Source organism: Roseovarius gahaiensis, assembly GCF_011601345.1.
Lineage (GTDB): Bacteria > Pseudomonadota > Alphaproteobacteria > Rhodobacterales > Rhodobacteraceae > Roseovarius > Roseovarius gahaiensis.
The window spans coordinates 1-14,258 of record NZ_JAAORB010000055.1 but is presented as its reverse complement, the minus strand read 5'-3'; the positions used below and the strand labels follow the sequence as shown (position 1 = coordinate 14,258).

11 protein-coding genes are annotated in these 14,258 nt (G+C 61.2%); 7 read left to right on the top strand and 4 right to left on the bottom strand.

The window, feature by feature from the left end:
* Window positions 1-115: 115 nt before the first annotated feature.
* Complete coding sequence (locus HAT86_RS15840; RefSeq protein WP_167200135.1) at window positions 116-961, bottom strand: DMT family transporter; 846 nt, start codon at window positions 959-961, stop codon at window positions 116-118.
* A 121-nt stretch (window positions 962-1,082) separates the two neighbouring features.
* Between HAT86_RS15840 and tdm the strand changes: the two genes are divergently transcribed.
* Together tdm and HAT86_RS15830 are read left to right on the top strand one after the other, a co-directional pair.
* Complete coding sequence (gene tdm / locus HAT86_RS15835; protein ID WP_167200133.1) at window positions 1,083-3,452, top strand: trimethylamine-oxide aldolase Tdm; 2,370 nt, start codon at window positions 1,083-1,085, stop codon at window positions 3,450-3,452.
* A 44-nt stretch (window positions 3,453-3,496) separates the two neighbouring features.
* Window positions 3,497-3,922, top strand: a complete 426-nt coding sequence (locus HAT86_RS15830) for a group II truncated hemoglobin (protein ID WP_167200131.1) — start codon at window positions 3,497-3,499, stop codon at window positions 3,920-3,922.
* On the opposite strand, the gene HAT86_RS15825 is transcribed toward HAT86_RS15830, so the two are convergent.
* From HAT86_RS15825 to HAT86_RS15815, 3 genes are all read right to left on the bottom strand, one after another.
* Window positions 3,919-5,187, bottom strand: coding sequence for a glycerate kinase type-2 family protein (locus tag HAT86_RS15825; protein ID WP_331272573.1), 1,269 nt, complete (start codon window positions 5,185-5,187; stop codon window positions 3,919-3,921). The genes HAT86_RS15830 and HAT86_RS15825 overlap by 4 nt on opposite strands.
* A complete protein-coding gene (locus HAT86_RS15820) occupies window positions 5,180-6,157 on the bottom strand; it encodes an HpcH/HpaI aldolase/citrate lyase family protein (RefSeq protein ID WP_167200127.1) in 978 nt (325 codons plus the stop codon). Before HAT86_RS15820 ends, HAT86_RS15825 begins: the two co-directional genes overlap by 8 nt.
* Before the next feature lie 111 nt (window positions 6,158-6,268).
* Window positions 6,269-6,871, bottom strand: coding sequence for a response regulator transcription factor (locus HAT86_RS15815; protein ID WP_167200136.1), 603 nt, complete (start codon window positions 6,869-6,871; stop codon window positions 6,269-6,271).
* Window positions 6,872-7,116: 245 nt separating this feature from the next.
* Between HAT86_RS15815 and HAT86_RS15810 the strand changes: the two genes are divergently transcribed.
* From HAT86_RS15810 to HAT86_RS15790, 5 genes are read left to right on the top strand one after another with little or no spacing between them, the layout of a single operon-like run.
* Window positions 7,117-8,364, top strand: coding sequence for a PLP-dependent aminotransferase family protein (locus HAT86_RS15810; protein ID WP_167200125.1), 1,248 nt, complete (start codon window positions 7,117-7,119; stop codon window positions 8,362-8,364).
* A gap of 38 nt (window positions 8,365-8,402) precedes the next feature.
* Window positions 8,403-9,602, top strand: a complete 1,200-nt coding sequence (locus HAT86_RS15805; RefSeq protein ID WP_167200122.1) for a malate--CoA ligase subunit beta — start codon at window positions 8,403-8,405, stop codon at window positions 9,600-9,602.
* The gene (gene sucD / locus HAT86_RS15800; protein ID WP_167200119.1) at window positions 9,599-10,492 is read left to right on the top strand and encodes a succinate--CoA ligase subunit alpha; all 894 of its coding nucleotides are present in this window, start codon (window positions 9,599-9,601) and stop codon (window positions 10,490-10,492) included. The genes HAT86_RS15805 and sucD overlap by 4 nt, the downstream gene beginning before the upstream one ends.
* A 17-nt stretch (window positions 10,493-10,509) precedes the next feature.
* Window positions 10,510-11,484: a 2-hydroxyacid dehydrogenase gene (locus HAT86_RS15795; RefSeq protein ID WP_167200115.1), complete on the top strand. Its 975-nt coding sequence runs from the start codon at window positions 10,510-10,512 to the stop codon at window positions 11,482-11,484.
* On the top strand, window positions 11,484-14,123 hold the full coding sequence (locus tag HAT86_RS15790) for a phosphoenolpyruvate carboxylase (RefSeq protein ID WP_167200112.1): 2,640 nt from the start codon (window positions 11,484-11,486) through the stop codon (window positions 14,121-14,123). The genes HAT86_RS15795 and HAT86_RS15790 overlap by 1 nt, the downstream gene beginning before the upstream one ends.
* The last annotated feature ends 135 nt before the right edge of the window (window positions 14,124-14,258 follow it).

Below are 14,258 nucleotides of genomic sequence, written 5' to 3'. Positions count from 1 at the left end.
CCAGGCCTGCCCCGCGTCCCCTCGGCGGAAAACATCCGCCTCAACGACGACGGCCAGGTCGAAGGCTTGTTCTGAACCAAAACCCCGGTGCCGTCCCACGGCACCGGGGGGCTGCTTAAAGCGCCAAGTAACCGATCGCCAGAAACGCTATCACGCAGCCGCCCCATTGCGGGGCGGTCATGCGTTCTTTCAGCAGCGCCCATGCCAGCACGATGGTGAACAGCCCGAACATCGACGAGGCGACAGCGGCGAATTGTGGATTGGCAAGGCTGCCCGCCGACAGGACCGACAAAAGCGCCACGCCATCCAGCAGCCCCATCACGATAAGCGGCAGGATGGCGCGGGGGTCCACGCGAACCTGTATTTGCCGGGCAATAACGATCAGCACCAGCAGGGCAATCGCGGTGATCCGTGCGACAAAGGTGGATTGCAGTTCACCCTCTAGCGCTGCGGCCATCTGGCCCAGTTTGAAGGTCGTGGCGAATCCGATCGCCGAGATCAGCGACAGCGCAATGGTCGGGCCTTTGGGGGGCACCGGGTCGCCGCTGGTATCGGCGAGGCTGGCGACAAGCCCCACACCTGCAACGATCAACAAGACAGCGGCGATCTGACCGCCGGATATGGCCGTTCCGGTGGCGGCAGCAAAGGCAATCGAGGCAATCGGATAGGCCCCGATGATTGGGCTGACCAAACGAACCGGCCCGCGCGCGAAAGCGAAATACAGGCCAAGGCTGGCCACCAGAAACGCCGCGCCCGACCCGACCGACAGCCACAGCGCGGGGCCTTTTGGCAGCCGCAGGTCACCGTCAGAGGCCAGAACAAAGCTTTGGAACACCAGCCCTGTGATCAACACCACCAAAAGCGCCCCAAGCAGGGGCACGGTGCGGCTGAGATAGCGGATTGCAATGTCATGCAGCCCCCAGCAGACAGCGGCCAGCAGGCCAAGCGCAATTGCATTCATCGTGTCTTAGCCCCTAAGATTTCGGTCAAATATCGCGTGATTTCCTTGCGTCATGCGATGTGGGTGTATATTCTCCATGTTAAATAAATATTCCACAAATGCAAATGGCAGGAGAGGAAGAATGCTAGATACACATTATCCGGATGTTGTGCCGGGGCCGCCCAAGCCCAGTGCGATCGTGCAGCCGCGGGTGTTCACGCTTCCGCCCGGAACCGAACGCTATGTGGTGGAAGGCGCGGGCGCAATCCTTGTTCGCCTCGAAGCCGGTGACACGCTTGAAATTGAAAACACCGAAGGCGGCCAACCTTGTGAAATCGTCTGCGCCGATCCCGGCGGGCGGTTCGACACGGGCCTGATTGGGGCGACGGCGCAGGGCGCGCCCAAGGGGCTTCAGGCCTTGCTAAGCTCGGGTGATCAGTCCTTGCGTAGCCTGCGCATGGGCATCGAGGCGCGGGGGCTGGATCTGTCCAACGCCCAAGCCGTGCATCTGTTCGGCAGCGACACGCCTGCAGGCACCAAAGAAAGCTTTACCGCCACGCGTGAGGGGGTGGCGATCATCGCCGCGCCGGGTGGCATCATGGATTTTGAGGCCCAGAACACCGCCACGCCGCTGACGGTGCATATCCGCCGCGCGGTGATCAAAAGTGTTGCCAAATTTGAATTGCCCGACCCTTTGGCCGATCCGGTTTCAGATATCCGGGTGCATTCCGCCACCGCCGAGGCCTATTTTGTAAAGGCCGGAGATTATATCCAGATTCTGGATGTCGACGGGCGGCAATGCACGGATTTTCAATGCTTTTCCGCGCGAAAACTGGACAAGGGGATTGAACATGCGCTGGATGTGACGACCACGCGCACCTTGATGGAACATGCCTACCCCATGCCGGGGCTGCACGCGAAATACTATGATCAGGACATGCTGCCGCTGGTCGAGGTGATACAGGACACTTGCGGGCGGCATGACGCCTTTGCGCTGGCCTGTTCGGCCAAGTATTACGACGACATCGGCTATCCCGGTCACGTCAACTGTTCCGACAATTTCAACGCGGCACTGGCCCCAAGCGGGGTGACAGGGCGCGCGGGATGGATGGCGATCAACTTTTTCTTCAACACCGGGCTGGACGATCACGGCGTGATGTATTCCGACGAGCCGTGGTCGCGCCCCGGCGATTATGTCTTGCTGCGCGCGCTGACCGATCTTGTCTGCGTCAGTTCTGCCTGCCCCGATGATACCTCGGCCGCCAATGGCTGGAACCCCACCGATATCCATGTGCGCACTTATAGCGGCAAGGAAAGTTTTCAACGCGCCATCGCTTACCGGCCCACACCTGACGCGGAACGTAAAATGACCAAACAGACAGGCTTTCATGACCGGTTCGACCGGTTCACCGACAATTTCATCGAATATAACGGCTATTGGCTGGCCAATTGCATGTCGACCGCAGGCCCGATCGAAGAGTATCACGCCTGCCGCGAAAAATGCGTGGTGCTGGACCTAAGCCCGCTGCGCAAGTTCGAGATCACCGGCCCGGACTCCGAGGCGCTGTGCCAATACATCTTTACCCGCAATATGAAGACCTTGCCGGTGGGCGGCGTGGTGTATACCGCGATGTGCTACCCGCATGGCGGGATGGTCGATGACGGCACGGTGTTCCGTCTGGGCAAGGACAATTTCCGCTGGATCGGCGGATCGGATTACGGCGGCGAGTGGATTCGCGAAAAGGCGGCTGAGTTGGGGCTGAACGTGCTGGTGCGGTCCTCGACCGACATGCAGCACAACATCGCCGTGCAAGGCCCCGAAAGCCGCGATTTGCTGCGAAAGGTGATTTGGACCGCGCCGCATCAGCCGAATTTCGACGATCTGGTATGGTTCCGCTTTACCCCGGCCCGGATTGGCGATGATCAGGGTATTCCGGTGGTGGTCAGCCGCACGGGCTATACCGGCGAATTGGGCTATGAGATTTTCTGCCATCCCAAACATGCGGGCGCGGTGTTCGATGCCGTGTGGGAGGCGGGCCAGGATCATGGGATCAAGCCCATGGGGCTTGAGGCGCTGGATATGGTCCGCATCGAAGCCGGGCTAATTTTTGCCGATTATGACTTCAGCGATCAGACCGATCCGTTCGAGGCTGGGATCGGGTTTACCGTGCCGTTGAAATCGAAAACCGACGATTTCGTCGGGCGCGACGCCCTGATCCGCCGCAAGGAGCACCCGGCGCGCAAAATGGTCGGGCTGGATATCGACAGCAATGTCGATGTTGGCCATGGCGATTGCGTGCACATTGGCCGCGCCCAGATTGGCGAGGTCACATCGTCCATGCGCTCGCCCATTCTGGGCAAGAATATCGCCTTGGCGCGGGTTGACGTGGCGCATCACGAGGTTGGCACCAAGGTGGAAATCGGCAAGCTGGATGGCCACCAGAAACGCCTGCCAGCGACCATCGTGCCGCTGTCGCATTACGATCCGCAAAAGACACGGCCACGGTCTTGACCAAGGTCAAGGCTATCGCGGATGCCGTCAGGGCAGAATAGGCTATGACATCTGCCCTGACATCCCTTGGCGGCGAAACCGCCCTGCACGCACTGGTCGAAACCTTCTACGACCTGATGGAAACCGATCCCGAGGCTTACCCTTTGCATCGGTTACATTTTCGCGGTCACGGCCTGAACCATACGCGGCAAGCCCAGTTTGAATTCCTGTGCGGGTTTCTGGGGGGCAGGGCCTATTATCGCGAACGGTTCGGCCACATGAACCTGCGCGAAATTCATGCCCATGTGCCGATCCGCGCGGCCGATGCCGAGCTTTGGTTGCAAACCTTTGACAAGGCGCTGATGCAGTGCGGCATGCAGGGCGAAACGGTAGACAAGTTTCGCGCCACGCTGCGTCGTGCCGCGCTGTTGTTGGTCAATGATGTGCCGGATTGGCGCGAGGCCAGCACTGCGCCAACTGGCGGCGTTTAGCCCAGCAACAAAATCTGGATGTCGGCCACATTCGTGCCAGTTGCCCCTGTGATCAACAGATCCCCCGCCATCCGTAGGGCGGCGTAGCTGTCATTGCTATCCAAAAGCCTTGCAGGCGCGCCGCCAGCGTCGCGAATGCGTTGCACGGTGCCTTGATCCACCACGCCACCGGCGGCGTCGGTCGGGCCATCGCGCCCGTCGGTTCCGGCGGACAGGAACACCCAAGGCCGGTCCAGCGGGGTGGCGTCCATCAGGCAGGCCAACCGCAGGGCCATTTCTTGATTGCGGCCACCTTGGCCCGACCCGCGCACGTTCACGGTTGTCTCGCCGCCCCAGACAACGGCGGTGGGGCCGGGGGCGCCTGACTGCGTTTGCAAGGCCGAATAGATGGCCGAGGCCGCTGCCGTCACGTCCCCCACAAGCGGCGCTTCGACGATCTGGGTGTCATACGCTGCCGACAGGGTGTCGGCGGCGGCGGCCACGCTTTCGCTGTTGCTGCCGATCAAATGGTTTTGCGCCTCGGGCAGCGGGGTGTTGGGGGCTGGCTGTAACAAATGGTGGCGAACGCTGTCGGGCAACGCATCCATGATCTGATTGCGCTGCAACAGATCGCGCACCTCCGCGCGGGTGGCCATCGGCGCAACGGTGGGGCCGCTGGCGATGGCCCGTAGATCATCGCCGATGACGTCAGACAGGATATAAGACGTCACCGAGGCAGGGGCCGCCAAGCGCAGAAAGCCACCGCCCTTGAGCATCGAAACATGCTGGCGCACGGCGTTCATCGCATTGATATTCATGCCACTTTTCAGCAAGAGCCGGTTCAGCGCCTGCTTGTCTTCCAGGGTGACACCGGGCGGCGGTGCAGGCAACAAGGCCGAGCCACCCCCCGATATCAGGGCGATGACCACATCATCGTCCGTGGCGGCGCGCAATGCCTCTTCGACCCGCATGGCGGCATGTGCGCCCACCTCGTCGGGCACGGGATGACCGGCACGAAACACCTCGGCCCCGGCAACGCTTTCTTGGTTTTCCCGGTGGGTCACGCAGATCAATACGCGCGGTCCCGACACCTGCGGGATCAGCGCGCGCATCATCGACGGCGCGGCCTTGCCCACGGCAATCACGATGGTTTTGCCATTGGGCTTGGGCCGCGGCACCCCGGTGTCACGGGTGCATTCCGTCAGCGCAACACCGGGATCCGCACGCCGAACAGCAGCCCGGAAGGCCCGGGCTGCGTGATCCTTAAGCTCTGAAATCTCAGCCACCGGCAATTTGGCGCGCCTTTTCAACCAGAACCTCGGCCTGCCGGATCGACGCATAGTCGATCAACCGGCCATCCAATGACACCGCGCCCTTGCCTGCGGCTTCGGCGTCGGCCATCGCGTCAAGAATACGCTTGGCTTTGGTCACTTCCGCGTCGGACGGGCTCATCACCTCGTTGGCCAATGCGATTTGGCTGGGGTGAATGGCCCATTTGCCTTCGCATCCCAAAACGGCGGCGCGTTTGGCGGCGGCGCGATAGCCGTCAGGATCTTGGAAATCCCCGAACGGGCCATCAATCGGGCGCAGACCGTTGGCGCGTGCAGCCACGACCATACGGGCCAACGCATAATGCCACATATCGCCCCAATGCACCTCGCGCGCGCCAGCATCGTCGGGGTCGGTCAGAACGGCATAATCAGGATTGACCCCGCCGATGATCGTGGTGCGCGCGCGGGTCGAGGCCGCATAATCAGCCACGCCAAAATGTAGGCTTTCGTTGCGCTTGGAGGCGGCAGCGATGTCGGACACGTTTTGCATGCCAAGCGCGGTTTCGATGATATGTTCAAACCCGATCCGCTTTTTGTAGCCTTTGGCATCTTCGATCTGGGTGACCATCATGTCGACGGCATAGACATCTGCGGCGGTGCCCACTTTGGGAATCATGATCAGGTCAAGCCGTTCGCCCGCCTGTTCGACCACATCGACAACATCGCGATACATATAGTGTGTGTCGAGGCCGTTGATCCGGATCGACATGGATTTTGTGCCCCAGTCAATTTCGTTCAGGGCCTTGATGATGTTCTTGCGCGCCTGTTCTTTTTCGTCGGGCGCGACGGCGTCCTCTAGATCCAGAAAGATCACGTCAACGTCAGATTCTGCGGCCTTTTCAAGCATTTGTGGCTGTGATCCGGGCACGGCAAGTTCGGAGCGGTTCAGGCGTCCGGGGGCTTGTTCGACGGGGTGAAACGACATTTGTAAATCCCTTTTTCTGAGTGTCGGAGCAACTTCGTACCCCCTTGGCATTCGGAAAAATCACATTCCTGTCAATAAAAAAATTTGCATACAGGTGTATGCGAGCCAGTCTTAACCGCCACTATTGGCCCGGTCCGCATAGTAGAAGGCGATGGCCTGCGCCCGGTTCTTGACGGACAATTTGTCAAAGATGTTGGACAGATGAAACTTAACCGTATTGGTGGAAATGCCAAGCCGGTTTGACAGCTGCTTGTTGGTCAGCCCCTCTGACAATGCCTCAAGAATCGCGCGTTCTTTGCGCGACAAGGCGCTGATCGGATCCGAACGCAGATCGCGGACATCCAGAAACGGAAACACCATTTTCCCGTCGGCCACCTCAAGGCAAGTTTGCACAAGGGTTTCTGTCGGGGCCGAGCGTGACACGAAGGCGGCTGCGCCAATGCTCATGGCGCGGCGTGGCGCGCTTGGGTCATGGTCATGGCCATAAATCACGATGCGCGGCGCGTTCTCTTGCGATCGCAAAACCTCGGTCAGTTTTTCGGCACCAAGGGCGGGCAGGTTCCAGTCGATCACGCCCACCTGAACCGGAACACGCATCGCCATACCCAGAAAGCCCTCGGCGGTTGCGGTCGTCGCGACAAGGGAAAACCGTTGATCGCGTTCGAACACCTCGGACATGGCCGACAAGACCAGCGGATTGCTGTCTCCGAGCATGATTTCAACTTTTTCCAAGGCGCTACCCCCTTGTTATGAAGGTGAAATTTTCAAAAACCTACCCATCTGTGTGGGGTGTTCACGGGTATACAACGGTATATCAACCTAAATGGGTAGTTTTATCCCCACCCAACTGGCTGCCCAAAAGCAGGAGTATCGGGTGTTTTTTCATTTCGCAACAATTTTTATCATCGTGGTGAAAATCATCGCTGCCATCAGCCGCCGATCTGAAAAGGACCCTGAAAATGACATCAAACGCACCATTCGCTCATCTCGAGATTCCCGATACAATCGCCGCCGGTCCCGGACCGGGCAACACCGATGCGCGTGTTCTGGCGGCGTTTAGCGGCGCCGGTCTTGCCGATCACATGCATGCCGACGTTCTGCGCGGGATGATCGAATGTAAACTGATGCTGCGTCAGGTCTGGGGCACCGAAAATACGCATACCTTTGGCGTCGCCGGCACCGGTTGGAGCGGGCTGGACGTGATGTTCAGCGCGGTCATGCCGGGCGACAGCGTTGTCGTGTTCACCAACGGCACGTTTTCCGGGATCGACGGGCTGACCGTGCGGATGAAGGCCGCCACCGCCGAGGAACTGGCCGCAAACCCGCTGGATCCCAAGTCCGCCTCGGTTGTGATCGTCGATGTGCCACACGGCCAGTCCGTGACCGGCGATATGGTCGAGGCGGCTCTGGCTGAACACAAACCGAAATGGGCCGCGATGGCGCATTGGGAAACCGGATCGGGGCGCATCAATGATTTGGCCGGGTTCAGTGCCGCGTGTGAGCGTCATGGCACCATGGGGTTGGTCGATGCGGTGTCATCGCTTGGGGTGGAAAATTTCCGGATTGATGATTTCTCCGGTGTCCACGGCTGGGCCTCGTGTCCGCAAAAAGGCATTTGCTGCCTGCCGCTGACCTATGCTCCGGTGTCGTTCACCGACCGTTATATCGAAACGCTGAAGGCCACCGGCACCCGTAGTTTCGTGCATCACCCCATTCTTGAGGCCCGGCATTGGGGCATCATCGACGGGCAGGATGTTGAAAAGGGCACCTATCACCGCACCCATTCGGCCTATGCTGTATCAGCGTTCCACGAGGCGTTGCGCATCACCTTGCAGCAGGGCGTTCCGGCGCGGGCGCGCGACTATGCGCTGCACGAAGCCGCGTTGCGCGCGGCGGTCGAGGCCATCGGCTGTGAGGTGACGTCAAACATGACATCGCTGGTCGTGCTGAACTTGCCCGGCGCGCTGCGGGGTCGCGAAATGGAGTTGGTTCAAAATTGCCGCGCCCGCAACTTCGGCATCTGGCCCACCCTGTCCGAGCCGGTTCAGGTGCGGATCGGTATCCTGAACCTGCTCACCCGTGAAGCGGTCACCGATATCGCGCTGCGTTTTGCCGAAGCCATCCGCGACTTGGGCGGGCAGGCTGACGATGAAACGGTGAACGCCGCCCTTGCACAAAGTTACGACAAAGCGATGGCGGCCGAATAAGCCGCGCCGCGCATTCCGGTCGAGGAGGAGAGACCACAATGGATATCCATGAATACCAAGCCAAGGAACTATTGGCGAATTTCGGCGTCTACAGCCCGCCGGGCGCCTTGGCCTACAGCCCCGAACAGGCCGCCTATCGCTCGCGCGAGATCGGTGGGGACCGTTGGGTTGTCAAGGCGCAGGTGCATGCCGGGGGCCGTGGCAAGGCCGGTGGCGTCAAGCTGTGCAACAGCGACACCGAAATTCAGGAAACCTGCGAAGAGCTGTTTGGCCGCAAACTGGTGACGCACCAGACTGGCCCCGAAGGCAAGGGGATTTATCGCGTTTATATCGAAGGGGCCGTGCCCATCGAACGCGAGTTTTATCTTGGCTTCGTGCTGGACCGGACATCGCAGCGGGTGATGATCGTCGCCTCTGCCGAAGGTGGCATGGAGATCGAGGATATCTCGGCCAAAAAACCCGACAGCATTGTGCGCGCCACCGTTGAACCGGCGGTTGGCCTGCAGGATTTCCAGTGCCGCCAGATTGCCTTCAAGCTGGGGATCGACCCGGCGCTGACCGCGCAAATGGTGCGCACCTTGCAAGGCTGCTACCGGGCGTTCCGTGAACATGACGCGACCATGGTCGAAATCAACCCGCTTGTCGTGACGGGCGACAACCGTGTGTTGGCGTTGGATGCCAAGATGACATTCGACGACAACGCGCTGTTTCGCCACCCGCAGATCAGCGAGTTGCGCGACAAAAGCCAAGAAGACGCGCGCGAAAGCCGCGCCGCCGACCGTGGCCTGAGCTATGTCGGTCTGGAAGGCAATATCGGCTGCATCGTGAACGGTGCCGGGCTGGCGATGGCGACAATGGACACCATCAAACTGGCGGGCGGCGAACCGGCGAACTTTCTGGACATCGGCGGCGGGGCCACGCCCGAGCGGGTGGCCAAGGCGTTTCGGCTGGTGATGTCTGATGGCAATGTGCAGGCCGTGCTGGTCAACATCTTTGCCGGGATCAACCGCTGTGACTGGGTGGCCGAAGGCGTCGTTCAGGCGCTGCAAGAGGTGCAGGTCGACGTGCCGGTGGTGGTGCGGCTGGCGGGCACCAATGTCGAGGAAGGGCAGAAAATCCTCGCGAAATCCGGCCTTCCCGTTATCCGCGCCGGCACCTTGATGGAAGCCGCCGAGCGTGTCGTCAGCGCATGGCGCAAGGATCAATCGGAAAACACAACTTTGAGGGCCGCCCAATGAGCATTTTGATCGACAGACAAACACCCGTCATCGTGCAGGGGATCACCGGCAAGATGGCCCGGTTCCACACGGCCGAAATGATCGCCTATGGCACCAACGTGGTGGGTGGCGTGGTGCCCGGCAAGGGTGGCCAGACGGTCGAAGGTGTGCCGGTGTTCGACACGGTGGAAGATGCGGTCAAAGCCACGGGCGCCGAGGCCAGCCTTGTGTTCGTGCCGCCGCCCTTTGCCGCCGACAGCATCATGGAGGCCGCCGATGGTGGTATCCGCTATTGCGTCTGCATCACCGATGGCATCCCCGCGCAGGACATGATCCGCGTCAAACGCTATATGTACCGCTACCCCAAAGAACGGCGCATGGTCCTGACCGGGCCGAACTGTGCCGGAACGATCAGCCCCGGCAAGGCGTTTCTGGGCATCATGCCCGCCCATATCTATCTGCCGGGCCATGTCGGGATCATCGGTCGCTCGGGCACCTTGGGCTACGAGGCTGCGGCGCAGCTGAAAGAGCATGGCATTGGCGTGTCCACCTCGGTCGGGATCGGTGGCGATCCGATCAATGGCTCGTCCTTCAAGGATATCCTGCAACGCTTCGAAGACGACAACGACACCCATGTGATCTGTATGATCGGTGAAATCGGTGGCCCGCAAGAGGCCGAGGCCGCGGAATATATCCGCGATCACGTCAGCAAGCCCGTCATCGCCTATGTCGCGGGCCTGACCGCCCCGAAAGGCCGCACCATGGGTCATGCGGGCGCGATCATCTCGGCCTTTGGCGAAAGCGCGTCGGAAAAGGTGGAAATCCTGTCCGCCGCGGGCGTCACCGTGGCGCCCAACCCGGCGGTGATCGGCGACACGATCGTCAGCGTTCTAAAGCGGGAGGCCGCGTAATGCCTGCGCCGGTTGTCATGACCCATAAACCAAAAGTTCTGGTGACGCGCCGCTGGCCTGCAGCGGTCGAGGCGCGGCTGGCCGACAGGTTTGAGGTGCAGGTCAACAAGACCGACACGCCGATGACCGGCGCAGAATTTCAGGAGGCTTTATCGCGCTTTGACGCGATTTTGCCCACCGTTACCGACAAACTGGATGCCGAGGCACTGACCGTGTCCAACCCGCAAACGCGGCTTTTGGCGAATTACGGCGTGGGGTTCAGCCATATTGATGCCGATGCCGTGCGCGCGCATGGCATCACTGTGTCAAACACGCCCGATGTCTTGTCGGACTGCACCGCCGATCTGGCGATGACGTTGATGCTTATGGTCGCCCGCCGCGCGGGCGAGGGCGAGCGTGAATTGCGCGCCGGCAATTGGACAGGCTGGCGGCCCACGCATCTGGTTGGCAGCAAGGTGTCGGGCAAGACGCTTGGGATCGTTGGTTTTGGCCGGATCGGGCAGGCCATGGCACAGCGCGCCCATCACGGCTTTGGCATGACGATCGTCGTGCAAAACCGCTCGGCTATCGCGCAGGATGTGCTGGACCGCTACGGCGCAACACAGGTTGCCAGTCTGGACGATCTGATGCCGCAATGCGATGTCCTGTCGCTGCATTGTCCGGGCGGTGACAGCAACCGGCACCTGATTGATGGCCGCCGTTTGGCGCTGATGAAACCCGGTGCGTTCGTGATCAATACTGCACGCGGCGAAGTGGTGGACGACCACGCTTTGGCGCAGGCGCTGACTTCGGGGCATCTTGGCGGCGCGGGGCTGGATGTGTTCGACGGCGAGCCGAACATCGGCCCGGTCCTGTTGTCTTGTGACAAGCTGGTGATGCTGCCGCATCTTGGCAGCGCCACGCGCGAAACCCGCGAGGCCATGGGAATGCGGGTGTTCGACAATCTGGTCGACTTTTTCGAAGGCCGCGCACCGCGTGACAAGGTGCTGTGATGCAGGCCGTTGCAGAAACCCAGACCATGCCAGAGGCCACGGATTACGCCGCGCAGCTTTACCACAGGGTGCGCTCGGCGTGGCTGCGCATGCTGGAACGCCGCGCGCCCAATGTGGCCCGGCAAGTGCTGCAAGGCGCTGTCGATTGGCCCGAGGCGGATTACGCCGACCACCTGCAAGCCGCAACAATCTGGTTTCATCTGCAACAGATCATGGACGAAAACATCGCCGTGCATGACGCGCGCCAGCTTGAACGTCACGGCTCGGTCAGCGATGTGCCCGACAGCTTTGCACAGGTGCTGTCCGAAACTGACCCCGACGCCCGCGATGCCCTGCACCGGCTTGTTCAGCAGGGCCGAATTTCGGTTGGCCCAACGATCACCGCCCACCCGACCGAAGCCAAGCGCGTGTCGGTCATGGAAATCCACCGGCGGATTTACCGGCAGCTTGTGCAGTTCGAATCCAACCGCTGGACCCCGCAAGAATCCGCGCGTATGGATCGCCAGTTGGAAATGGAAATCGACCTGTTGTGGCTGACCGGCGAGTTGCGCATGGAACGCCCGTCGCTTGCGGCGGAAATCGACTGGGGTCTGCAATTTTACCGCACCAGCCTGATCAAGGCGGTTCCGCGTTTGTTCGAACGTTACCGCGAGGCGGTTCAAAACGCATTCGGCCCCGAGTGCCCGGCGTCGGCCTGTTTGAAGTTCCACTCGTGGATCGGTGGGGATCGTGACGGCAACCCCAATGTCACAACCGAGGTCACGCGCATGGCCTTGACCCAATCGCGCGCGATGATCTTGGAGGAATACGCATCCGCCCTGCGCGAGATCGTCAAACACCTGTGCCTGTCTGATAAGCTGGCGGCGCTGCCTGCCGATCACCGCGCGGCGTTGGACACCATCGTTGCGACCCGCAGCACCGATGCCCGCGCTTGCACCGCCCGCAACCCGAACGAGAGTTTCCGACAGGCCACCACGGCCATTTTGCAAGCCATCGAAACCGATGCCTACCCGCATGTTCCGGCCTTCATCGCGGACCTTGAAACGGTCTGCGATGCGCTTGTGGCGCTTGATGCGAGATTGCTGGCCGATGGGTTGATCCGCCCGCTGATCTGGCAGGCCAGTGTTTTCGGCTTTCGCGCGCATAGCTTGGATATCCGGCAAAACTCTGACGTGGTGACGCGCGCCTTGCAAGATATCTGGTCGGCCAACGGCCCCGCGCCCGAGGCGTTTTCGCCGGACTGGTCCGCGCGGTTAAGGGCCGAACTGGCTGCGCCCGATATGCCCTGTGTCGACATGACCCGGCTTGGCCCTGACGCGTCCGAGTTGCTGGCGCTTTTGCAGCTGATGCGCGATGTTCTGTCGGGCTCCGACCCCGAGGCGATCGGGCCGTTCATCCTGTCGATGACCCGGTCCGCCGACGATATTCTGGCGGTCTACCTGTTGGCGCGCTACGCGGGGTTCGGAGCGGAAAAGCTGGCGCTCAAGGTCGTGCCGCTGTTTGAAACCATCGAAGATCTGCACGCCGCGCCCCGCATTCTTGAGAACGTGCTGGAGGTGCCGCTGGCCGCACGCAGCCTGCGCGACACCGACCAACAGATCGAGATCATGCTGGGCTATTCTGACAGCAACAAGGATGGCGGGTTTCTATGTGCCACATGGACCTTGGATCGCGCGCAACGGGCGATCACCCGCAGCATTGGCAAAAAGGGGCTGACGCCTGCGTTTTTCCATGGCCGGGGCGGCTCGGTCAGTCGGGGCGGTGCGCCCACCGAACGCGCAATCGCCGCGCAACCACGCGGCACCCTGAACGGCAGGCTGCGCCTGACCGAGCAGGGCGAGGTGGTGACGGCGAAATATGCCAATGTCGGCACTGCGGCGACACAGCTTGAGGTGCTGGCCTCTGCGGTCCTGAAACATAGCGCCGTGCCCGAGATCGAGGCCGTGGACCCCGAGGCCGAAGATGTGATGACCACGCTGTCGAGCCTGAGCCAGACCCGCTATCAAACGCTGATGCAGCGGCCGGCTTTTATCGACTATTTCAACGAGGCCAGCCCGGTGAACGAACTGACGCTGCTCAAGATCGGATCGCGCCCGGCGCGCCGGTTCGGGGCGCAATCGCTAAACGATCTGCGCGCGATCCCTTGGGTCTTTGCCTGGAGCCAGAACCGCCACATGATCAGCAGTTGGTTTGGGTTCGGGGGCGCGGTGGAAGATTTCTGCGCGGTCCGTGGCGGGGCAGGTGCGCCGCAGCTGTCCGCCATGTTCGCCAAGGTGCCGCTGTTCCGGCTGATCGTGGATGAGATTGAAAAATCCCTTGTTCTGGCGCGCATGGATATCGCCGAAGACTATGCCGCGCTTGTCACCAACCGGGCCGGGGCCGAAGATGTTTTTGCCCGCATCCAAGCAGAACATCAGCGCACCGCACAAGCGGTGCGAATGGTGACGGGCCAAGAGCTTGGCCGACGGTTTCCCAATTTCATGGCCCGCACCCGGCGCAACGAAACCGCGTTGCGCGCGGCCCACACGGCGCAGATTGCGCTGTTGAAGGATGTCCGCGCCGAGGCGGACCACGACAGCCGCATTCGTTTGATGCAAACCATGAACTGTATTTCCGCCGGGCTTGGCTGGACGGGATAACAACAAGACCACATGAAAAGGAGGGCAGGGCATGACCGCACCGCCTCGGATCAACACGTTTTTCACCGAATCCCTCGCGTCGCGCGATCCCGAGATTGCGCAGGCGATTGGCCAAGAGCTTGGCCGTCAGCGCGA